Annotated in this window: 18 protein-coding genes; 10 read left to right on the top strand and 8 right to left on the bottom strand. The window is 62.4% G+C overall.

Translation table 11 applies throughout. The features are described from left to right. Positions 1-472: 472 nt before the first annotated feature. On the bottom strand, positions 473-1408 hold the full coding sequence (locus ASF00_RS05650; protein ID WP_055875609.1) for a LysR family transcriptional regulator: 936 nt from the start codon (positions 1406-1408) through the stop codon (positions 473-475). A gap of 76 nt (positions 1409-1484) precedes the next feature. Between ASF00_RS05650 and ASF00_RS18280 the strand changes: the two genes are divergently transcribed. From ASF00_RS18280 to ASF00_RS05635, 4 genes are all read left to right on the top strand, one after another. Continuing rightward, positions 1485-1883, top strand: a complete 399-nt coding sequence (locus tag ASF00_RS18280) for a hypothetical protein (RefSeq protein WP_156348195.1) — start codon at positions 1485-1487, stop codon at positions 1881-1883. Next, positions 1871-2122 carry a hypothetical protein gene (locus ASF00_RS18275; RefSeq protein ID WP_156348194.1) on the top strand — a complete coding sequence of 84 codons (252 nt, stop codon included), beginning with the start codon at positions 1871-1873 and terminating at the stop codon, positions 2120-2122. Before ASF00_RS18280 ends, ASF00_RS18275 begins: the two co-directional genes overlap by 13 nt. A gap of 52 nt (positions 2123-2174) precedes the next feature. After that, entirely contained in the window at positions 2175-3050 is an 876-nt protein-coding gene (locus tag ASF00_RS05640) for an MBL fold metallo-hydrolase (RefSeq protein ID WP_200910482.1), read from the top strand. Between the two features lie 225 nt (positions 3051-3275). Further along, positions 3276-3563 carry a hypothetical protein gene (locus ASF00_RS05635; protein WP_055875606.1) on the top strand — a complete coding sequence of 96 codons (288 nt, stop codon included), beginning with the start codon at positions 3276-3278 and terminating at the stop codon, positions 3561-3563. 219 nt (positions 3564-3782) lie between these two features. Here the strand turns inward: ASF00_RS05635 and ASF00_RS05630 are convergent, their stop codons facing one another. After that, positions 3783-4382 (bottom strand): alpha-ketoglutarate-dependent dioxygenase AlkB, encoded by a 600-nt coding sequence (locus ASF00_RS05630; protein ID WP_055875603.1) that lies wholly within the window; start codon positions 4380-4382, stop codon positions 3783-3785. After that, positions 4379-5473: a DNA polymerase IV gene (gene dinB / locus ASF00_RS05625; RefSeq protein ID WP_055875600.1), complete on the bottom strand. Its 1095-nt coding sequence runs from the start codon at positions 5471-5473 to the stop codon at positions 4379-4381. The genes ASF00_RS05630 and dinB overlap by 4 nt, the downstream gene beginning before the upstream one ends. A gap of 263 nt (positions 5474-5736) precedes the next feature. On the opposite strand from dinB, the gene ASF00_RS05620 reads away from it, so the two are divergent. Beyond that, positions 5737-6762, top strand: a complete 1026-nt coding sequence (locus tag ASF00_RS05620) for a TonB-dependent receptor domain-containing protein (protein ID WP_055875597.1) — start codon at positions 5737-5739, stop codon at positions 6760-6762. Between the two features lie 173 nt (positions 6763-6935). Here ASF00_RS05620 and ASF00_RS05615 read toward each other — a convergent pair whose 3' ends face one another. Together ASF00_RS05615 and ASF00_RS05610 are read right to left on the bottom strand one after the other, a co-directional pair. Continuing rightward, complete coding sequence (locus ASF00_RS05615) at positions 6936-8414, bottom strand: S41 family peptidase (protein WP_082463240.1); 1479 nt, start codon at positions 8412-8414, stop codon at positions 6936-6938. Positions 8415-8459: 45 nt separating this feature from the next. Continuing rightward, positions 8460-9557, bottom strand: coding sequence for an AraC family transcriptional regulator (locus ASF00_RS05610; RefSeq protein ID WP_235525634.1), 1098 nt, complete (start codon positions 9555-9557; stop codon positions 8460-8462). A 268-nt stretch (positions 9558-9825) separates the two neighbouring features. On the opposite strand from ASF00_RS05610, the gene ASF00_RS05605 reads away from it, so the two are divergent. Further along, positions 9826-10629, top strand: a complete 804-nt coding sequence (locus ASF00_RS05605; RefSeq protein WP_055875590.1) for a DUF3592 domain-containing protein — start codon at positions 9826-9828, stop codon at positions 10627-10629. Positions 10630-10894: 265 nt separating this feature from the next. On the opposite strand, the gene ASF00_RS05600 is transcribed toward ASF00_RS05605, so the two are convergent. Beyond that, on the bottom strand, positions 10895-11977 hold the full coding sequence (locus tag ASF00_RS05600) for an NAD(P)H-dependent flavin oxidoreductase (protein ID WP_055875587.1): 1083 nt from the start codon (positions 11975-11977) through the stop codon (positions 10895-10897). Between the two features lie 365 nt (positions 11978-12342). Between ASF00_RS05600 and ASF00_RS05595 the strand changes: the two genes are divergently transcribed. Both ASF00_RS05595 and ASF00_RS05590 read left to right on the top strand, forming a co-directional pair. After that, positions 12343-13179, top strand: coding sequence for a DUF5694 domain-containing protein (locus ASF00_RS05595; RefSeq protein WP_156348191.1), 837 nt, complete (start codon positions 12343-12345; stop codon positions 13177-13179). Continuing rightward, the gene (locus ASF00_RS05590) at positions 13176-14621 is read left to right on the top strand and encodes a S41 family peptidase (RefSeq protein WP_235525633.1); all 1446 of its coding nucleotides are present in this window, start codon (positions 13176-13178) and stop codon (positions 14619-14621) included. Before ASF00_RS05595 ends, ASF00_RS05590 begins: the two co-directional genes overlap by 4 nt. 154 nt (positions 14622-14775) lie before the next feature. Here ASF00_RS05590 and ASF00_RS05585 read toward each other — a convergent pair whose 3' ends face one another. Together ASF00_RS05585 and ASF00_RS05580 are read right to left on the bottom strand one after the other, a co-directional pair. Beyond that, entirely contained in the window at positions 14776-15645 is an 870-nt protein-coding gene (locus ASF00_RS05585; protein WP_055875581.1) for an SDR family NAD(P)-dependent oxidoreductase, read from the bottom strand. 84 nt (positions 15646-15729) lie between these two features. Further along, positions 15730-16401 (bottom strand): TetR/AcrR family transcriptional regulator, encoded by a 672-nt coding sequence (locus tag ASF00_RS05580; RefSeq protein ID WP_055875578.1) that lies wholly within the window; start codon positions 16399-16401, stop codon positions 15730-15732. Between the two features lie 249 nt (positions 16402-16650). On the opposite strand from ASF00_RS05580, the gene ASF00_RS05575 reads away from it, so the two are divergent. Beyond that, a complete protein-coding gene (locus ASF00_RS05575; RefSeq protein ID WP_235525632.1) occupies positions 16651-17871 on the top strand; it encodes a spinster family MFS transporter in 1221 nt (406 codons plus the stop codon). Further along, positions 17868-19499, top strand: coding sequence for a carboxylesterase/lipase family protein (locus ASF00_RS05570; RefSeq protein WP_055875575.1), 1632 nt, complete (start codon positions 17868-17870; stop codon positions 19497-19499). Before ASF00_RS05575 ends, ASF00_RS05570 begins: the two co-directional genes overlap by 4 nt. Positions 19500-19504: the final 5 nt, after the last annotated feature.

Below are 19504 nucleotides of genomic sequence, written 5' to 3'. Positions count from 1 at the left end.
TGAAAAACCCGGTCCAAATCCCGACTGTGTGACAAACAGGTGTTTTCGGACGCCAGCCTCTCAAGCGTCGCAAAATGCCGTCGCCAACCTCGACAAGCGACTATCGTGTGTTTTCGGACAGCGCAGGGCGAGCAGTCGGCGATGAGAAGCAGCAGGGCCGTTTTCGCCCACTTGCAGGCATTCGGGGCTTATATACGATGAGCAGATGCAGCGCCGCGTCCTATACCTCATTCTCATGGTCGGATTGCCGGTACTGGTCGGACAGTTCGCATTCGACTGGATCAACAGCGACTTAAACTCCGCCGTCAGTCATCTTCCTACGAGAGCCATACTCATCCTTGCTGTATTGCTCGTGTGGACCGCATTCCGGGAATACCGCGACCGTAAAAAGCGGACCGTCCGCTAACCTACCCAACTTAGTCATTCCCGAAAGATGGTGGCTTTTCAAAGCCCGGCACGCTGCCAATCCGCTCTAAGATCGTCGGCGTTCGTGATCGGCTAGAATATCGAGGAAAGCGGTCACACGCGCAGGCCGGAACCGGGTATCTGGCATTACCGCATGAATTCCGCCGCTATCGAGATGCCATGTCGGCATGACCCGTACCAGCCGGCCGGTGGCCAGATCATCGGCAACTGCGAAGTCGGGCAGCACGGCGATGCCGGCCCGTGCCCGAACGGCTTGAAGCACACCCAGCGTGGCACTAATCGTGAGCGTCGCCGCGAACCGAACCAGATGTTGACGCTCGTCTTCGGCACGGAACGTCCATCCCAGCGGGTCGCGCAGATTGCCGTTTGCAACAAAAGGCATTTCGGCCAATTCTGCGACGTTCGGGTTGGACGACAGGGTGCCAGCTACCGCAGGACTCGCCACCAGTATTTGCCCGAAGGTGCCGATCCGCCGCGATCGCAACGCACTGTCGACCAGCCAACCGACCCGGATCGCAAGCTCGATGTCGCTGCCGACCGGATCGAGAGTCGCGTCCCCGATAAGGAAGTCGACCGTACAGGTCGGGTAGCACCGCTGGAACTCAGCGATGACGGGCACGACGATGGCAATCCCATAGTCGAACGGCGCGGTCAGGCGCAGCGTGCCGGTCGGCGCGCGATCGTCGGTCGCCAGACCGTCAAAGGCATCCTGTGCTTCCGCCAGCACACGCGCACACCGTTCGTAAAACGCCCGGCCCTCCTCGGTCGGACGGACGCTGCGCGTGGTGCGTATCAGCAGCGTAGTTTCGAACGCGCGTTCGAGCTTGGCGACCTGCTGGCTGACCACTGCCTTGGTGATCCCCAATCGCTCGGCTGCGGCCGTGAACGAACCAGTCTCGACCACCTCGGCGAAATAGGCGAGCCGCTTCAGATTGTTGATGCCGCGATTGGCTCCGGCACGCGCATTGTATGCTTCTGACATACGGTCCGTCTAGATCTTCGGTCTACACGTCGCAATCCGGACGGAGCATATACTGGTCATCAAGGAGGCACCGACAATGACCACCTACTTCCTCTATCTGTTCGATCCGCTTTGCGGCTGGTGCTACGGTGCCTCGGCCGGGATCGCCACGCTGGCGGACCAGGCCGGCGTTACCGTCGAGCCATTGCCCAGCGGCCTGTTCGCCGGCGACGGCGCGCGGGCGCTCGGCGGCGACATGCGCGACCATATCCTCGCCAGCGACCGCCGCATCGCGGCATCGACTGGTGCGGTGTTCGGCGATCCCTATCGCGATCGGATCGTGCGTGGCGCAAGCCTGACCCTCGACAGCGGTCCCGCGACACTCGCCCTGACCGCGGTCGCGCAGACTGCACCGGACCGTGATTGGGCGCGCTTCGTGCGATCCAGCGCGCGCGGTATGTCGACGGGCGCGATATCACCGATATGTTCGTGCTGATCGACCTGCTGGTCGACGCCGGCCTCGACGCGGCTGCGGTCATGCTCGCCAATCCCGAACCGGCCTTGCGCGAGGCGGACCGGCAACGTCTGGAGCGGGCACGATCGGTGATGCGGCGCTTCGGGATCAGCGGCGTCCCAGCGCTGTTCCGCATCGACGGCACCGTGCTGACGCCGGTCGATGCGACCAGCCTGTACCAGAATGCGCTCTCACTGATATCCTCCAACCACCTTGCGTGATCGCGCCGGGCCCGACCGGATTACCTTTCCCATGCCCAATCGGAGACAGATAATGACGATGATCGCAGGCGGCGCCGCCGCATCCATGATCGGCCAAGGCGACGCACTCGCCGCGGGCAAGGCGCTCCAGTGGAAGTCGTTTCCCGCCGGCGAACACGGATTTTTCCGCGCACCGGTGCTGATCTGGGGCGCGACCGAGGCGGTGCTGGTCGATGGCGGCTTCACGCTGCCCGACGGCCGTGCGCTGGTCGAGGCGATCAAGGCGACCGGACGAAAGCTGACGACGATCTATGTCAGCCAGAGCGATCCCGATTATTATTTCAGCCTCGGCCCGATCAAGGCCGCCTTCCCGGATGCCCGCGTACTGGCCGCGCCGGACACGATCTCCGCAATCAAGGCCAATGTTGATAAGAAGCTCGCGACCTGGGGGCCGCAGCTCGGTGACAATGGTCCGAAGACGCTGGCAGACATCGTCATGCCCGACGCATTTGAGGGTAAGCCGATGTCGGTCGACGGACAGGCGATCGAGATCATCGCTGCGACGGGCCTCGCCAACCGCCGCTATCTTTGGGTGCCGTCGCTGTCGGCGATCGTTGGCGGCGTGCTGATATTCTCGGGCGTGCACGTCTGGACCGCGGACACCGCTAGCGCTGAGGCGCGCGCGGCCTGGATCGCGCAGCTCGATGTGATGCTGGCGCGCAAGCCCACGGTCGTCGTGCCGGGCCACATGACCCCGGACGCGCCGCTTGGCGAGGCAGCGATCGCCTATACGCGCGACTATCTGCGCGCGTTCGAGGAAGAGCTGGCCAAGAAGCCCGACAGCGCGGCGCTGATCGCAGCGATGACCGCGCGCTATCCGGACGCCGGCATGGGCGTGGCGTTGCAGGTCGGCGCGAAGGTCGCGACCGGCGAAATGAAGTGGGGCTGAGCACGGACAGCCTCGAGCAATCCCGGCACCAACCTCCCTGCATATGAACCGCAGGGTGTGCCAAGCGGTTAATCCGGGGTAGCGCCACCCCGTGGAAAGGGTGGCGCGATGGCTGACTAGGCAGCAGACGCCTTCTCGACAGCCTGACTCAGGAACACGGCCACATTAGCGATGGCCTCGCGTCCTTCGGCCAGCTCGGCTTGGAACATGTGCCAGACGTGGAACATGATCACGCTGCGCTTCGAGCATCACGCCCTGCTGCACCGCGGATGGGAACTGGCGCGCGGCTTTGCGCTTCAGTGCCTTGCCACCGAGCGGGATACGCCGGTCGTCGCGGCGATGCATGTGCCTCAGGTCGCAGGACGAAAGCTCAAGCCCCACGTCCACCTGATCGCCTCGTCGCGGCGTATCCTCGGCTCGAACTGTGCCGACTTCGTCACCGACCTTTTAGGTGCCGACGCGAAGACGAATGCCGCCAAGCTCTGGTCCGACTGGTGTGCCGCGCACGCCTGATCGCCGCCCTGCTTCCGTCGCGACCTTCACCCCTGGCGAGCATAGTCTCGCCGGGGGTGTTGGGGGGCGGCATGCCAATCGACTAACGGGTCGGTGGATTGCAAACCTTGCAGCAACTGTCGGCCGCATGGACCCAGTTGTGGACATTCGCGGGTAACTCTCCGCCGTCCGGTTTCGGACATTTGTTAATCAGATCTCTGCGGAACGGCATGTTACGCTCTAAGAGCGGGATATGGGTTCTCCAGCCAAATTCTTTCGCCCGATCATAGACAGACTGCGGAATGTAATCGACCACCGAGGTCGGTCCATCTCGACAATACTGTGTTCCCATTCGCGGCGAGCAGCTCCGCTTAATTGGTAAGCGGCGCGGGGATCGAGCGGGGCAGTAGCCCGCTCGAAGCCACCTTTGCACCGGCGTCTGAAACGCATCGTCGCAGATTCGCCGAGCGATATGCCGATGACATCCTCATATACCGGTCGACCACGGTGCCAGCCGATGCCTGAGCCAGGATCATACCGGATCAGCAGTGCATGAACGAGAAGGGTCGGGTCCAGCTGGGCAAAACGTGCCGCGCGGTCCCTGATCGAAAGCAGCCAATCGGGAAGCGGCTCGGCAGCCACCGGACGTCCCACCTCGAAATAATAACTCCACCCGAATGACGTGGTGAGGCGCTTGCCGGTCCAGCCCTGGAACTTGAACGGGGTCGGATCGGTGGCATCGATCCGCGCGATCAGTGCCCGCTCCTCGTCCCGATCGAGGAAGTCGGGACATGCACGAAGCCCAGGTAGTACCGGCATATCGAAAAGGTCGAGCATCATGCTGCCGCGGCCTCTTCGAAGATCGGCAATTGCTCCACTTCTGGGGCCGTCGCCTCGGCAAAGTTCGACACCGTTACGCCAACGAGCCTGATCCCCTTGGCCGCGGGAAGAACCGAGCGCACGAGATCGATCGCCGCCTGACGCAACTGATCGTGGTTCGTCACAACCGACGGTTGGCTGCGGCTCCGCGTGATCTGCTTAAAATCGGCGTATTTGATTTTCACGGTGACCGTCCGGCCGAACGCTTGGCGCCGTTCGCACCAGTTCCAGACATCGTCCGCCATCCGCAGCACCCCGGTTTCGATCTCGCTCTCGTCCGTCAGATCGCGGTCGAACGTCGTTTCCGAACCGGACGACTTGCGGACCCGGTTCGGATTGACGGAACGCGTGTCCCGCGCACGAGCGATGCCGTAATACCATTCGGCGGAACTGCCAAAATGCCGCCGCAGGAAGTCCAGCGACTGTGCGCGAAGATCGGCTCCCGTCTCGATACCTAGCCGCTTCATCTTGGCCGCGGTGACAGGACCGACGCCGTGAAACCGGGCGACCGGCAACGTTTCGACCCAGGCCGGCCCCATGTCCGGAGTGACCGCAAACTGACCGTTCGGCTTGCGGTGATCGGACGCGATCTTGGCGAGGAACTTGTTGTACGAAATTCCCGCGGATGCCGTCAGTCCGGTCTCGCGGAATATGTCCGCACGGATGGCTTTCGCGGTGAGCCACGCCGTCGGCAGGCCCACCTTGTTGTCGGTGACATCGATATAAGCCTCGTCCAGCGATAACGGCTGGATCAAGGTGGTGTAGCGCGAGAATACCGCGTGAATTTGTCGAGACACCTGCTGGTAAACCTCGAAGCGTGGCGGCACGAATATCAGGTTCGGACAGCGACGTTGTGCCGTCACCGAAGGCAAGGCGGACTTCACCCCGTATTCGCGCGCCTCGTAGCTGGCAGCCGCGACGACGCCACGAGCCCCCGCGTGACCGACCGCAACCGGCTGGCCTCGGAGCGCCGGATTGTCCCGCTGCTCCACGGAGGCAAAGAAGGCGTCCATATCGACGTGAATGATCTTGCGGCTGGGCTCGACGACCATGATCGAGCGGAATATCGCAAAACGAACGAATGGGGAACACTGTTTCTGGCGTGTGTATCCCACGCCACGTCGTCAGCTCGAACGAGGCCTCGATCGGACAAATTTGTGCAACATGGATTATCTTCGCCAGCTCCAATTCCATATCCCATTGAGCCACTAGGATTTGAGTCCATTCTCCCGGAGCGTGAGCCTGACGAGGACACGCTGAAACGACAAATGGGGGCAGAATGCTAGTATCCGTGCGATCCGGCTTTTTAATTTTAATGACCGTAGCCCTGCCCTGCCCCTTGCTGGCGCAAACCGTTCCCGTGGACGTGCCATCAGCCCCCGCGCCTGCCGAAAGTGCGGATGCTTCGGGCGACATCGTCGTCACGGCGCTCCGTCGTCAATCGACGGTACAGACCACGCCAATCGCCATTTCGGCGCTGGGGGAAGGCCAGTTGGCCAAGCTCGGCGCGACGACCATTGCCGATATCATTCGGCAAGTCCCGGGACTGCAGCTGACGGAGAGCGATTCAGGACGCACGCGCGTTTCGATCTTCACCTATCTAACTGCCGCACACGGCTACAATTCCGGCGGCTTCAACCAGCAATTGGGCGGCCCTTCAGCCGATGGACGCTTCCCGTCTTCCTACGACCCCGAAAAGCTGTGGTCGTACGAAGCCGGCGTGAAGCTCGACCTTCTCGACCGGCGGGCGGTGATCAACCTCTCCGGCTTTTATCAGAAATACACCGACATCCAGGCGAGCGTGAACGTCTTGGTCGGCAACGTCTCTACGCGCCAGGTTCAGAGCGCGGCGTCTGCTCACAAGGCAGGGTTCGAAGGCGAATTCGTGCTGCGGCCGGTGCGGGATCTGACGGTACGGGGCAACGTCTCGTATCTGACGCAGGGCTATGACAGCATTCGCCCGAACGCCGTAACGCTAACGCTCGATACGCCGGTCAATTCCGCACCGAAATACACCTACAGCGCGGCCGTAGCCTATGATCTGCATGTTGGAGGTGGGCTTGTGACACCCAGTGTCGACGTCCGCGGTATTGGCAAGAAGCCCGCGTGCCAGTCAGGGGCCGACTATGTTTGCCGCTTGCCGGCTTATGCCTTGGTTGGATTCCGGCTCGACTATTCGCCTGACGCTGACGGGCGCTGGCGGATCGGCGTTTACGGGACCAACGTCTTGGACAAGGTGACGCAGCAGGCCCGTACGGGGTATTTCGGCGGCTTTGGCATCGATCGCTACACACCCGGTCGGCCGCAGGAGTTCGGTGTCGAAAGTTCGTTGCGGTTTTAAGGGGGGATATCGACGAGCCCGGACCGAGCTCGCCAAGTAACCGCGATGTTCCATGACCCAGAAGCGGACGCTCAGAGCATCAGTTCAGCTCCCCAACTCCGGCCGCTTGTTCATGTCCACGGCCAGAATGCCGTTTTCGGACGGTCTGGATCCCAATTGGGAGGGCTGATCGTTCAGCTTACCACGACGACCGCCCGCGTCAGCGCGGTATCCCGTTCGGCTTGAATATCGGCAATCCGGGCCGACACGGTGATATCGGGCATGATTCCGGCATCCGGCTGCGGTGTCTTAGGCCAATAGGCGATCAGCGGCAGATCGACCTCGACGCCTGATGCCGGCAACCCGATGAAGAAAAAGGCACCGCCGTTAATGCCACGGCGGTTGCCGCCGGTCTGCTCGCCAACCAGCGTTCCCAGCCGCTGACGCTGCATGAGGCCTGCGAAACCGAAGGTGGCCGAAGCGTTCTTCGGGCCGACGAGAACGGCGACCCTGCCGGCGAATCGGCGACCCTTGGGCTGGATAGTGTCGGTGTCGGAGGCGTCGCCGGGACGGGTCAGAGTGTAGAAGCCGGCCGCGTCGGGACCAATCGCCGACGCTCCCCAATCTTTGAAACTGCGGTCCCAGGTCTTGAGGTAGGGAGCCAGCCGGTCGGGTATCTTGCGGTAGCGTACATGGCGGGAATAGCTGTCGGCGGGTAGCGGCGCTTCGATCAGGCGAGCAATGATCGCCGCCCCGCAATCGAGTCCGCCCCCGTTGTCGCGCACGTCGATGACAATGCCCGATAGCTGGCGATCGACCGCGGTATCCAGACTGGTGTCGATGAAGCCCCGCCAATCCCATTTTTCATGGAAAACCGCCCAGGTCGGCATGGTCATGATGCCGACCTGGCCGCGCACCCCGAACGTCCAGCCATAGGGGGAATCCTTGGAAGGATGGCGCAACGCCCCGTTGCGCGCTGCGGCCGTCATCAAGGGGCAAACGATCGTTTCGCCTCTGCCGGAGATCCGCACCATGACACGGGCCGAGGGGCCGGACGATGGGAACAGCAGCGCCCGGAGCACGTCGAATGTCGGCTCATCGGCATCGCCGGGTATGCCGAGGTCGGCGACCTTCCGCGCATCGTTGCTGCCGTCCGTGCGGGCATAAGGCAGCATTCTCGCCAGCATGTCGCGTGCGCTGATACCGTCGATCGCAATGACCTCGCTTCCGATAGGCAGATGATGCCCGCTGCCGAGATCGGCGGTGACGATCATGTGCCGGTCCAGCCATCTGAAGGCGAACGGTAAGCGATCGGGCTTGCCGAACAGTGCCGACGCGACGCCCGGAGTCTGGTTGGCGGGATTAGGAAAGCTATGACCGCACCGGACGCTTGCGGTAAACGCCGACAGCGCCAAGTAGAAGTCTCCCAAAGTATGGGGCGTCGCGGCGAAGCGATCGAGGCACTGGCGCTGGCGCTGGAAGTTTGCCGGGGTCAGATAGCGATAGAGGCCGGGATGCAGGTTGGCATAGGCGTCGCACAGGATGGCGATATCTGATCGCATAGCCACGGGTGACAGCAGCGTATCGTTCGCCTTGGCGGGAGCGGGCAGAAACGCGGCTGCAACTAGGCCCGACGCTCCCGTCATAAGGTGCCGGCGATCGAGATGTATCATGGTCTTGCTCCGAGCGGATGTGCCCCGAGGCGATGCCGATGCCGGTCAGGTGGTGCGCTGCAAATTCGGGCGTTCCGCGGCATTTTTGTCAGTTGAGACGCGACGATAGGTCGAAGGCGTGACGCCGAACCGCTCCTTGAAGACGCGGTTGAAGGTCGCCTTCGATCCGAAGCCGGCATCGATCGCGAGCGTCAGGATATCGCCATCGGTGCCGCCCCGCAGGCGGGCGGCGACATGCTCGACGCGCAGCCCGTTGATCGCTTCGGCGAACCCCAGCCCCAGCCCCTCATTGAGGCCGCGGGACAGATAGGCGGTGTTGGTCCCCAGCCTGCGGGCCAGCTCGGCAAGATCGAGGCCCGGATCGCGCCACCATCCATGCGCTTCGATCCGGTCCATCCACCCGGCCGCGATCGGCCGCCAGTCGCGCTCGATCGGTTCCACGATCGGCTGCGGCCGGGCGTCCGCCTGCCGCCAGCCCTCGATCGCCAAGTAATCGCCGACGACTGCCAGCACGACATAGAAGCCGAACATATCGAAGTAGGATAGCGGAGCGATCAATGCATCTGCGATCAGGTACCCCGTTCGCACTGTCACGATCGCGGCATAGGCGACTAGCACCGCTTGCACGCGCCTTGACGCGGCGAGGTCTGATCGGCGCGCCAGTAACCAGCCTCGATGGCGGCGCAGGGCGCGGAGCCCAGCGATAGCATATCCGATCATCGACGCGAGCAGCAGCGCCGCCAGGATCGGATCGAGCCAAGGGCGTTGAACCTCCCGGTCGAACGCTCCCCGCAGATCGAGTGGCAAGCAGAAGGCGATGGCTTGATAGGCGAACTGGACCACGGGCAATGAGGCGTGCCAACGCGGTATCGGTCGATCGAAGATCAAGGCGTTCAGGTGCGCGTACAGCAGCGGCCCCATCGCCAGGGGAACGGCGAACGGTGCGAACGAAAGCCACGGCCAGCGATCGTAGAAACCTGCATAACCGATAGCGAACGGCGTCAGCATACCGCAGAGGACGATTAGCAACGCACCGAGAAAGCGTGGCGCAATCCCGTTTCCCCCAATTGTGATAGCAGCCGCCAGCACCAACATTTGCGCCTCGAACAAGCCGAGGATGAGGGACATGGGACCGATGCTCACGCGGCTATCAGCCTCGCTACGTCAGCAACGTCAATGGGCGATCGAGTTGGCTGTGCAGGGGCGCTTGGGCATTCCCAAAATATTGGTGTTGGACGGGTTTCAAGAATGCTCGGGTTTTATCTAAACTCGATAGTGAGGCAAGGAACTGGACGGCTTTTGAAAACTTGCTCGCCAGACGACGGTTGCGGCTTTTTCTTTGGGATGAGTTTACAGAAAAGGGCGCAGCTCGTTCGAGCGGAACGGCCAGATCGTAAATGGAACCAGAACATTGCCATACGCCTCGGACCACCTCGGCAACGCCTTTACCCGGAACTTCCAGAAGGAGGACGATCTGATCTACTTCGCTCCGCCGGGTTCTCGCGAGCGCGTCGCGGTGCCTCGCTCTGACTTCGAGAGCGCCGTATTAAAGCAGCAGTCGATCGCAAAAGTCGCACAGACGGCAAGTTTTGCTGTTTTGGGCATGGCGTGCCTGATTACGGGTTGGGAGTTTCTGTTCGGGGGACTGGGAATTTGGGCCTACTATGCCGTCATTCCAGCGTTCTGCGTGATGTTGGTGCTCAACTTTCTAGCCGTGCGCATCCCCATGCGACCGTTCGTCAGTCGATATCGCGATCATCTTCGGCACGACCTAGGCTGGCGTCCCGAACGACGACGCATCCCTCAAGTGGCCTTGCTGCCGACCATCTTCCTCGTGGTCGGCCTCGTCTCGGGAGGGATTGTGCTGGATCGCCACGCGAGGAGGCTTCAAGTGATTGAGAAAGGAGAAACCGTGCTGGCGACGGTCAGCCGTTCGGACGACCGCGACAAGGGCAAGTGTTTAGTCGAATACCAGTTTGAGAGACTTGGCACGGTGTTCAGTGGTTCTCTGCTCGGCTGCGATGCGATGCAAAAGTTTCCCGTCGGGTCACGGATACCAGTCCGCTTCCTGCCGAGCGATCCTCATCAGTTCGTCGCGGCGGGCGGAGGGCCATGGCCGGACTTCTGGCTGTTCTCCGTTATAGAGGTCGTCGGCGGCGCAGTGGTCCTCGCGCTCCTGGTGGCAAATTTAGGTCGACTGATGCCTCCCAAATAATCAAATCATCGAACGGAAGGTATTTAGGCTCAAGCGAATGGCCCTCAAGGAAAGCCGACCATGTGAAAATTTTGCCAACGCGCTGCTACCGGCATAACCAAGTTCTGGCTTGAGGCAGACTGGGTTTGCTGACCCATATATGGACGCCTGCGCCACTTAACTCGCTTCCCACCTTCGGACGTTGGTTCATCACTATTTTGAGGCTGCATTCAGTACGCTGGAGGGTCTGGTTATACGGCTTCAAGTGGAGAAACGGCTAGTCCGATCAAAGAACGTCGCAACGCTCAACCAAGCCTTTAATCTGTCGCAATTCCAGTTCCTCTCGCAGCGCCCCGACCAAGGCTGCTGCCGGCATGGCACGAGACAGTGGCGCACCCTGCCCTGCCCATTGCGCCCCGAAACCGTATTCGCCTTGCGCCTTGGCAGCCGCGTGCAAGGCCTTCCCCGCATCATAGGCTATAGGATAATCAGGCGGTCGGCGTTCATTGACCGACTGACTCAGAGCCGTGAACCGGTTGGCCAGCGCACGCGCGGGTCGACCAGAAATTAGCGAAGTGAGGACGGTGTGGTAAGCGCCCTCACCGGTGAGGGCCGCCCGGTATGCATCGTCTGCGGCCGACTCCGGGCACGCGACAAAGGCAGTTCCCAGTTGCGCTGCCGATGCGCCCAGGTCGAGCGCCGCGGCGATGCCGGCGCCGTCCATTATCCCGCCAGCAGCGATGATTGGTAGGTTGTTCTTGCGCACCAGGAGCCGGGTCAGCGCGAATACGCCGAGCGCGTCGTCAGGCGCGATGGGGTCGAAGACACCCCGATGCCCGCCAGCCTCGATCCCTTGCGCGACCACCGCATCGATCCCGGCGGCCTCGATCGCGTGTGCTTCGTCGAGGCTGGTTGCGGTCGCCATGAGATAGATACCGCGCGCTCGCAACGCCGAGAGCACGTCGGCGGACGGCAACCCGAAGTGGAAGCTGACCACTGGCGGCGCGAGGTCGAGCAGTACCGCCACCATGTCGGGATCATCTGCGAAGCTCTTGTAGATGGTCCTGAGTGCCGTCGGGGGTTGTGCGCCGTACTCGGCGAACAGCGGGGCAAGCCAATCCAGCCATTGCGCTTCCCGCGACAGATCGGCCTTTGCGCCAGCGTGGACGAAGACGTTGAACGCGCGGGTCGTGCGGCTGCGCACCTCCTCGATCATCGCCCGTGCGCCGGTGGCGTCGGTCGCGCCTACTCCGATCGATCCCAACGCTCCCGCCTCGGATACCGCTGCCGCCAGCGATGGTGTGGCGACGCCCGCCATCGGCGCCTGGATCAAGGGCACTGAGAGTTCGAACCGATTAATAAGAGACATACGTACGCGGGATCCGGTTATGAACGATTGTCCGCTTATGACTACGCCGGCGCACTAAGTGAATGGCGCCAGGTGGGCGGGGTGCGGATCGTCTGGCCTTCAACCGCTACGACCCATAACCGGTCATTCCTAGCACCCTGCGCACCTCCCAACTTCAGACCTTCATTCATGTCGGGAACAGAGGCGGTGCCGCCGACATTCCCTCGCCTTCAACGGACTGCTCGCTGCATTTTGCAAGCGATCTGACGCGCGTTTCGGTTGACCGGATCAACCTCTGTTAGCTTGGCGTCCAACGCCGCAAATCCAGATAGACAGCTGCCATTCGACGTGTATTGTCTTAGCACCACACCAAGGAGACCTGCCGCATGCTGCTACCTATACTCGCTGCGGCAGTAACGCCTGCTGTCAGCGCTGCACCACAGCAACCTGTCCAAGTGATGGTGCTAGGTAGCTATCATTTCGGCAACCCTGGTCGTGACAAAGTGAATGCCCACGTCGACGATGTCACCACGCCGCAGCGCCAGCGCGAACTGGAAGCACTGGCCGATGCCATTGCTGAGTTTAAACCAACACGGGTCATGGTTGAGGCGCAACGTCCCGGCCCGACCTACAATGTGACGGACTTCGCAAGGTTCTCTCCAAGTGTGCTCAAGACCGATCGGGACGAGACAACCCAAATCGGCTACCGCATCGCTGAGCGCGCCGGCCTTCGGTCCGTTCAGGGTATCGACGAGCAACCCGACAAGGGCGAACCGGACTATTTCCCGATCGACCGGGTCGAAGCTTATGCAAAAGCCCATGGGCAGCAAGCCTATCTCGATGCCGCCTTTGCGACGGTCCAAGCGTCTGCCCGGAAGTTTGAGGCTGAGCAGGCAACCACCAGCATACCTCGGATGCTAATCCGCTATAACGACCCCTCCACGCCCATGGGTGGCCAAGACTCGTACTACTCCCTGCTGCGAATTGGCGACGATAAGGAGCAACCTGGCGCAGATCTAAATGCCATGTGGTACCTCCGCAATGCGAAGATCTTTGCAAAGCTCATCAATGTGGCCAAACCTGGCGATCGCATCCTTGTCGTGTATGGAGCTGGTCACGGGTACTGGTTGCGACACTTCGCCTCGACGACGCCGGGCTACAGTTCGGTTGATGTCAGGCCCTATCTTGAGAAGGCAGCGAGCAAACTGGCGGCGCCGAGATGAACCTGTCGTTCCTTGCCATACCAGCGGCGGTTCTGCTGATCGGTGCGACCAACGTACCTCGCGACTGGGCAGCGATTCTGCGGACGGACGCCAAGGCTTATCACGACCAGATCGCCGACAATCACCCTGGCCCCTACAACAAACTCGACCCCGGCTTTGCGCGTCGCAACGATGCAGGGCTGGCTTCAGCCTTGCGTCGCGCTGCTACCGTCCGAGACTACCCGGGATATCTGTGGGCGATGCGCGGTTATGTGGCGAGCTTCAACGATGGGCATGTCGCGCTCGACCTCAACCAGCCAGCCGCCCTGCCGATCCGCTGGCCCGGTTTCCTGACCGGCTTTGACGGCACCGGACGTCAGGTCGTGATGACCCGAGCGCATGACGCCCCCCTACCGCTCGGTGCAGTGCTCGTAAGCTGCGATGGCATTGATGCCCAACGCCTGGCTGCCCGCAACGTCGGCGCTTTCCGAGGCAGGTGGGAACTTGTCAGCCAACGAGCGACCAATGGTGGTCGGTTGTTCCTCGACGCTGCCAACCCTTACATCAAGCGTCCAGTCCGCTGCCGCTTCAAGGTCGACGGTAAGCTCAAGTACGCGACGCTCAGCTGGCGCGATCTGCCTGATGCAGACTTCGACGCACGTTTTGCCGCTACTGCACCGCGGGCGCGTCCGGAGTTCGCGGCTCGAACGTTTGCTGACGGTACGCGCTGGTTCTCGCTCCCCGGCTTCAACGGCGACCCCGACAGCGCTGATGCCAAGTCCCTAACGCCAATCATCAAATCGATGGCGAAGGACGCCATCGCGATCGCAGCGGCGCCGCGCATCGTGCTCGACCTTCGAGGCAATGGCGGTGGATCGTCCGACTGGTCGCATCAGATTGCGGCTATCCTCTGGGGCCAGGCTGCAGTGAATGCGCTTCCATCAGGATCAGAAGGCGTCGACTGGCGCGCTTCGGCTGGAAACATCGCCACGCTCGAAGGCTATCGTACCGCCTGGCAGAATTCCGCCGATGTCTCGCAGGCGGCAAAAGACTGGGCTGCTCGTACAGCGAAGGGCATGACATCTGCCCGTGCCCTCAGGCAGTCGCTCTGGCGTGAAGTGGATGCCGACGAAGCAAAGCCAGCGGCAGCTGGCACGAATCCCGTGCTGAAGGCGCGCGTATTCGTGCTGACGGACTGGGGATGCGGATCGGCATGCCTTGATGCGGTCGATCTATGGACCGCGTTAGGCGGCATTCATGTCGGGCAGGAGACGAGCGCTGACTCGCTGTATATGGACGTACGGCAAGTCGCTCTGCCTAGCGGCTTTGCCCGGGCCGTCATTCCGATGAAGGTGTATCGCGGCAGAAAACGCGGCTCGAACGTCCCCGCCAGGCCGGTACATGTTTACACGGGTGATATGCGTAATACCGGTCAGCTTGAGCGCTGGATCACTGCCCTTTAGCCTTAAATAGTAAAATGCATCGTCTATTTGATTACTTCGGTGGGCGGGTAGCTGAGACCATCGCCGCGAAAGACCGTTGAAAAATCCTCGTCAGCGACGACCCAGTTCCGGACGCTCGTTGCGTATCTGAGGCTGCCCAGTATCGGACGTTTGTTCATCCGACCGCTTTCGCTGCCTCAACCTCACGTTCTGCCTGTACGAACCCGTACGTGGGGACAATTTCCTGATCCCGATCCTTGATCTCATCCCAACGTGCAACGACCTGCTCGCCAGCATTGGCCGCAATCCCGACGTAGGCCCCGTGAGTGAGCGTGATGTTCGCAGCGGCGAAATGGCCCGCGCCGGCGCACAGGATCGATCGCGTGGGAGCGTCGTCGCCGACCAGGGCCAGCAGGGCTGGCGAGACACGCTCCGGTGCAAGCATCTTCAGGCTTGCTGCATCGAGCACGCCTTCGGTCATGCCCGTCGCAGCGGTTGGCGCCAGACAGTTGACGCGGATACCGTACTTCTCGCCCTCGATCGCCAGTGTTTGCATCAGGCCGACCAGCGCCATCTTCGCCGCACCATAATTCGCCTGTCCGAAATTGCCGTACAGCCCGGACGAGGAGGTCGTCATGACGATCCGGCCGAAACCACGTTGGCGCATGGGCTCCCAGACGGCCTTGCTGCAGATCGCCGCGCCCATCAGGTGGACGTCGACCACGGTGCGAAAGTCGGCAATCGTCATCTTGGCAAAGCTCTTGTCGCGCAGAATGCCAGCGTTGTTGACGAGGATGTCGATATGCCCCCACGCTTGGAGCGCCGTGCTGACCATCGCCTCGATCGCCGCATCGTCGGTGACGGATGCCGCGTATGCCAGCGCAGTGCCGCCACTATCGCGCACTTCTTGCGCGATGCGTTCGGCGGCGTCCACGGTCACGTCGTTCACCAGTATCTTCGCGCCCTTGCTGGCAAGGTAGAGTGCATGGGCTCGACCCAGACCGCCGCCCGCGCCCGTGACTATCGCGGTTTTCCCCTCAAGCATCGCCAATCCTCTCACGCCTCTTATTCGCTCACGTGATAGCGAATAAGAGGCGTGATGCAATCGCTTGCTTTAAGTCGGTGGTCGCTAGCTGCAGATCGAGCGGAAGCCGGCGGCCATGAAATTAGCCATGACCTCCTTCACCGCTGGAAAGTCGTCCGAATGGCAGAGACCACCCGACAGCTTGTCGATCCGTCCGGTGCGGGCGAGAGTGAGCATCAGCGCGCCGGTGACGAAGTGATAGCCCCAGAAGATGCGGTCCTCGGGGCAATTGGGCAGCGCGCGCTTGAGCAGTTCGATCAGCCGGAGAACGACCGGATCGAAATGCTGGTCCATCAGGTCGGCGCCCCATTCGGGTGTGTTGGCGACCTGCGCGCCGAGCTTGGCGTAATGCTTCCAGCCCTCCCCGCCTTCGATATAGGTATCGAGATCGGTGTCGAGGAACGCGTGGAGCGCACCTTCGACGGTCGGTGCGTCGCCCGATGCACGCTCATAATCCTCTAGCGCCTTCATTCGGCGTTCGCTGGTTACGCCGGCACGTCGCGCGAAGACCGCGTCGAAAAGCGCCTTCTTGTCGCTGAAATAGTAATTCAGCAGCGTGTGGTGGACGCCGACCTGCTTTGCGACGTCCTTCAACGTGACGCCATGCAGGCCATGCTTCGAAAACAGTTCCTCTGCCGCGTCGAAAATCTGTTCCATGGTCTCGGCACGCTGGTCGGCCTTGCGCGAGCGGCGGGCGGGTTTTTCGGTTTGCGTCACGTCCCGATCACTCTCGCCTAATGCCGCAGGCGTCAAGGACCGCTCGCTCCCAATCGTGTGTTCACACGCAAGAGAGTGTGCATTGACAGTCTCGGAAAGGTCCAGCATTCTAAGCTCATAATCCACGCCAAGTGGGAGAGGTTGATGGCAGTACTGAGCAGCGTTGCGACGTCGGAGTCGCAGCCGGTTATACCCTTGGCGCAACGCCCAGCTACCAGGCGTGCCCGACGCCCTGGCATCGTGCTGGCGATGCTGACCTTCGTATACGTGCTGAACTTCCTCGACCGGCAGCTGCTGGGTATCCTCGCCAAGCCGATCCAAGATTCGCTGCATATCACCGATGGCCAACTCGGGTTGATCGGTGGACTGTATTTCGCAATGTTCTATTGCTTCATCGCGATCCCGGTCAGCTGGCTGGCGGACCGTACGAGCAAGGTCGGCATCCTGGCGCTCGCCTGCGCGATCTGGAGCGCGGCGACGATCGCGTGCGGCATGGCGCGTACGTATCCGCAACTGGTGGCCGGCCGGATGCTGGTCGGGTTCGGCGAAGCGGGCGGCGTCCCGCCCTCCTATGCGCTGATCACGGATACCTTCGCACCGGGCAAGCGCGGCGTGGCGTTCGGCATCTACAATCTGGGCCCACCGATCGGTGCGGCGCTCGGGATCGCACTCGGCGCGTCGATCGCGGCGGCCTATGACTGGCGCGACGCGTTCATCACGATCGGCATCGTCGGCATCGTCGCCGCCATCGCCCTGCCGTTCATAATCCGCGAGCCGGCGCGGGACGGTGCGACCGACGGCGATGCAGTCACGCGCGACCGTGCGCCGTTCTGGGGCACGGTAAAGGCGTTCTTCGCAAACCCGGTGATGACGCTGGCCGCGTTCGGCAGCGGCGCAACGCAGTTCGTCACCTATGGCCTCGGCAATTTCGCGGTACTGTTCCTGATCCGGGAGAAGGGCATGACGCTGCCCGAGATCGCGATCTGGTACGCCGTCGCGATCGTGGTCGGAATGGGCGGCGGGATGATCGCGTCGGGGCGGATCATCGACCGCTTCACCCGCGGATCGCGCCGCGTCTTCGCGATCGCGCCGGCAGTGTCCCTGGCGGTGTCGATGCCGTTCTACCTGGCGTTCGTCTGGGCACCGACCTGGCCGCTGGCGCTCGCCCTGCTGACGATCGTGATGTTCTTCAACTATTTCTACCTCTCCTGCTCGGTGACGCTGGTGCAGGAGGAAGCTGCGCCCAACCAGCGCGTGCTGGCGGGTGCGTTGCTGCTGCTGGTGATGAACTTCATCGGCCTCGGCCTCGGACCGACCTGGGTCGGTGCCGCCAGCGACTGGTTCGCCGCACATGGCGCGACCAATCCGCTGCAGCTGTCGCTTTACACGCTCACCCCATTCTACGCAGTCGCGATCGGCCTGTTCCTCTGGCTCGCGCGCACGCTGTCCCGTCAGGATTCCCGCATATGAAGGCGTATCACAGTCTGGTTTCGCTCCTGCTCGCGAGCGCTACGCCCGTCTTTGCAGCAGACAGAGCGCCCGTCGTCGATGCGCCTGCAGGCCGCGTGTCGGGCACGGCCGCAGGCGACGTCCGCGTCTTCAAGGGCATTCCCTACGCAGCCGCGCCGACCGGCAAACTGCGCTGGCGTGCGCCCGTCGCGCTGCCGCGCTGGTCGGGCGAGCGTGCGGCGATCGATTTCGGGCCGGCATGCGTGCAGCCCCAGGGCGGCACCACGACGATCTATTCGGGTCCGCCGATGCCCGTCAGTGAAGACTGCCTGTCGCTCAACGTCTGGACGCCCGCCAACGCGAAGAATGCGCCGGTAATGGTGTGGATTCACGGCGGTGCACTCGTCACCGGATCGAGCCGCGAGCCGACCTATGACGGCCGGAAGTTCGCCGAGCGCGGGGTGATCGTCGTTTCGATCAACTACCGGCTGGGAGTGCTCGGCTGGCTTGCACATCCGTGGCTGAGCCGTGAGTCGTCGCAGCGCGTATCGGGCAATTACGGCCTGCTCGACCAGATCGCCGCGCTAAAATGGGTGCGCGACAACATCGGATCGTTCGGCGGCGATGCGCGCAACGTGACGATCGCGGGCGAGTCCGCCGGCGGTCTGAGCGCGCTGTACCTGATGACGTCGCCCGCGGCGCATGGTTTGTTCGCCAAGGCGATCGCGGAGAGTTCATACATGATCTCGATGCCTGAATTGCGCAAAAGCGTGTTCGGTGCGCCGTCAGGCGAAGGCGGCGGACAATTGCTGTCCGGTGCGTTGCAGATGCCGGACGTCGAGAGCCTCCGCGCAATGGACGCGCAAGCGCTTACGGATACCTCCGCCAAGCTCGGCTTCGCGCCGTTCGGCGTGGTCGATGGCGCGGTGCTGCCGCAGCAGATGGTGGACGCGTTCGACCAGGGCAAGCAGGCGGCCGTGCCCGTGCTCGCCGGCTTCAACCAGGGGGAGATCCGCTCGCTGAAGATGCTCGCGCCCAAGCCGCCGCAGACCGCGGAGGCGTATGAGCGCACGATCCGCGACCGCTACGGTGACCTGTCCGATGCGTTCCTGCGGCTTTATCCCGCCAGCAGCTATCCAGAGAGCATTCTCGCAACGACACGCGACGCGCTATATGGCTGGACTGCGGAGCGGCTGGTGCGGAAGCAGGCGGCGCTGGGCGTCCCGGCGTATCTTTATCTTTTTGATCACGGCTATCCCGCTGCTGACCAAGCCGGTCTTCATGCCTTTCATGCGAGCGAACTGCCGTTTGTGTTCGGCAATTTCGACGGCACGCCGCCGCGCTGGCCGAAGGTGCCGGATACCGAGGGCGAACGGGCATTGTCGGATGCGATGATCGATTACTGGGCGAGCTTCGTTCGCGACGGCAAGCCTGTCGCGCGCAACGCCGCGCGGTGGCCCGCCTATGACGCGAACCAGAGCTATATGCATTTCGGCGCAACACCGGTGGTGCAGCAGACGCTGATGCCGGGGATGTTTGCGCTGAACGAGAGCGTGATGTGCCGGCGTCGCGCGACCGGCAAGATCGGGTGGAACTGGAACGTCGGGTTGGCCGCGCCGAACCTGCCGCCGGTCGCGACTTGCGACTAGCGGCA

The organism is Sphingomonas sp. Leaf34, assembly GCF_001421805.1.
In the GTDB taxonomy this organism is placed as follows: domain Bacteria; phylum Pseudomonadota; class Alphaproteobacteria; order Sphingomonadales; family Sphingomonadaceae; genus Sphingomonas.
Note: the sequence above shows the minus strand (reverse complement) of the source record. Positions and strands in the feature narration are given on the sequence as shown.

What these genes read in the sequence shown, in the direction of transcription:
- ASF00_RS05635 (WP_055875606.1), top strand. Translation starts at nt 3,276, where the DNA reads ATGATCACGCTGCGCTTCGAGCATCACGCCCTGCTGCACCGCGGATGG.
- ASF00_RS05600 (WP_055875587.1), bottom strand. Translation starts at nt 11,977, where the DNA reads ATGTCTCTTATTAATCGGTTCGAACTCTCAGTGCCCTTGATCCAGGCG.
- ASF00_RS18280 (WP_156348195.1), top strand. Translation starts at nt 1,485, where the DNA reads ATGACCACCTACTTCCTCTATCTGTTCGATCCGCTTTGCGGCTGGTGC.
- ASF00_RS05570 (WP_055875575.1), top strand. Translation starts at nt 17,868, where the DNA reads ATGAAGGCGTATCACAGTCTGGTTTCGCTCCTGCTCGCGAGCGCTACG.
- ASF00_RS18275 (WP_156348194.1), top strand. Translation starts at nt 1,871, where the DNA reads ATGTTCGTGCTGATCGACCTGCTGGTCGACGCCGGCCTCGACGCGGCT.
- ASF00_RS05640 (WP_200910482.1), top strand. Translation starts at nt 2,175, where the DNA reads ATGACGATGATCGCAGGCGGCGCCGCCGCATCCATGATCGGCCAAGGC.
- ASF00_RS05615 (WP_082463240.1), bottom strand. Translation starts at nt 8,414, where the DNA reads ATGATACATCTCGATCGCCGGCACCTTATGACGGGAGCGTCGGGCCTA.
- ASF00_RS05585 (WP_055875581.1), bottom strand. Translation starts at nt 15,645, where the DNA reads ATGCTTGAGGGGAAAACCGCGATAGTCACGGGCGCGGGCGGCGGTCTG.
- ASF00_RS05590 (WP_235525633.1), top strand. Translation starts at nt 13,176, where the DNA reads ATGAACCTGTCGTTCCTTGCCATACCAGCGGCGGTTCTGCTGATCGGT.
- ASF00_RS05595 (WP_156348191.1), top strand. Translation starts at nt 12,343, where the DNA reads ATGCTGCTACCTATACTCGCTGCGGCAGTAACGCCTGCTGTCAGCGCT.
- ASF00_RS05620 (WP_055875597.1), top strand. Translation starts at nt 5,737, where the DNA reads ATGACCGTAGCCCTGCCCTGCCCCTTGCTGGCGCAAACCGTTCCCGTG.
- ASF00_RS05575 (WP_235525632.1), top strand. Translation starts at nt 16,651, where the DNA reads ATGCTGACCTTCGTATACGTGCTGAACTTCCTCGACCGGCAGCTGCTG.
- ASF00_RS05630 (WP_055875603.1), bottom strand. Translation starts at nt 4,382, where the DNA reads ATGATGCTCGACCTTTTCGATATGCCGGTACTACCTGGGCTTCGTGCA.
- dinB (WP_055875600.1), bottom strand. Translation starts at nt 5,473, where the DNA reads ATGGTCGTCGAGCCCAGCCGCAAGATCATTCACGTCGATATGGACGCC.
- ASF00_RS05650 (WP_055875609.1), bottom strand. Translation starts at nt 1,408, where the DNA reads ATGTCAGAAGCATACAATGCGCGTGCCGGAGCCAATCGCGGCATCAAC.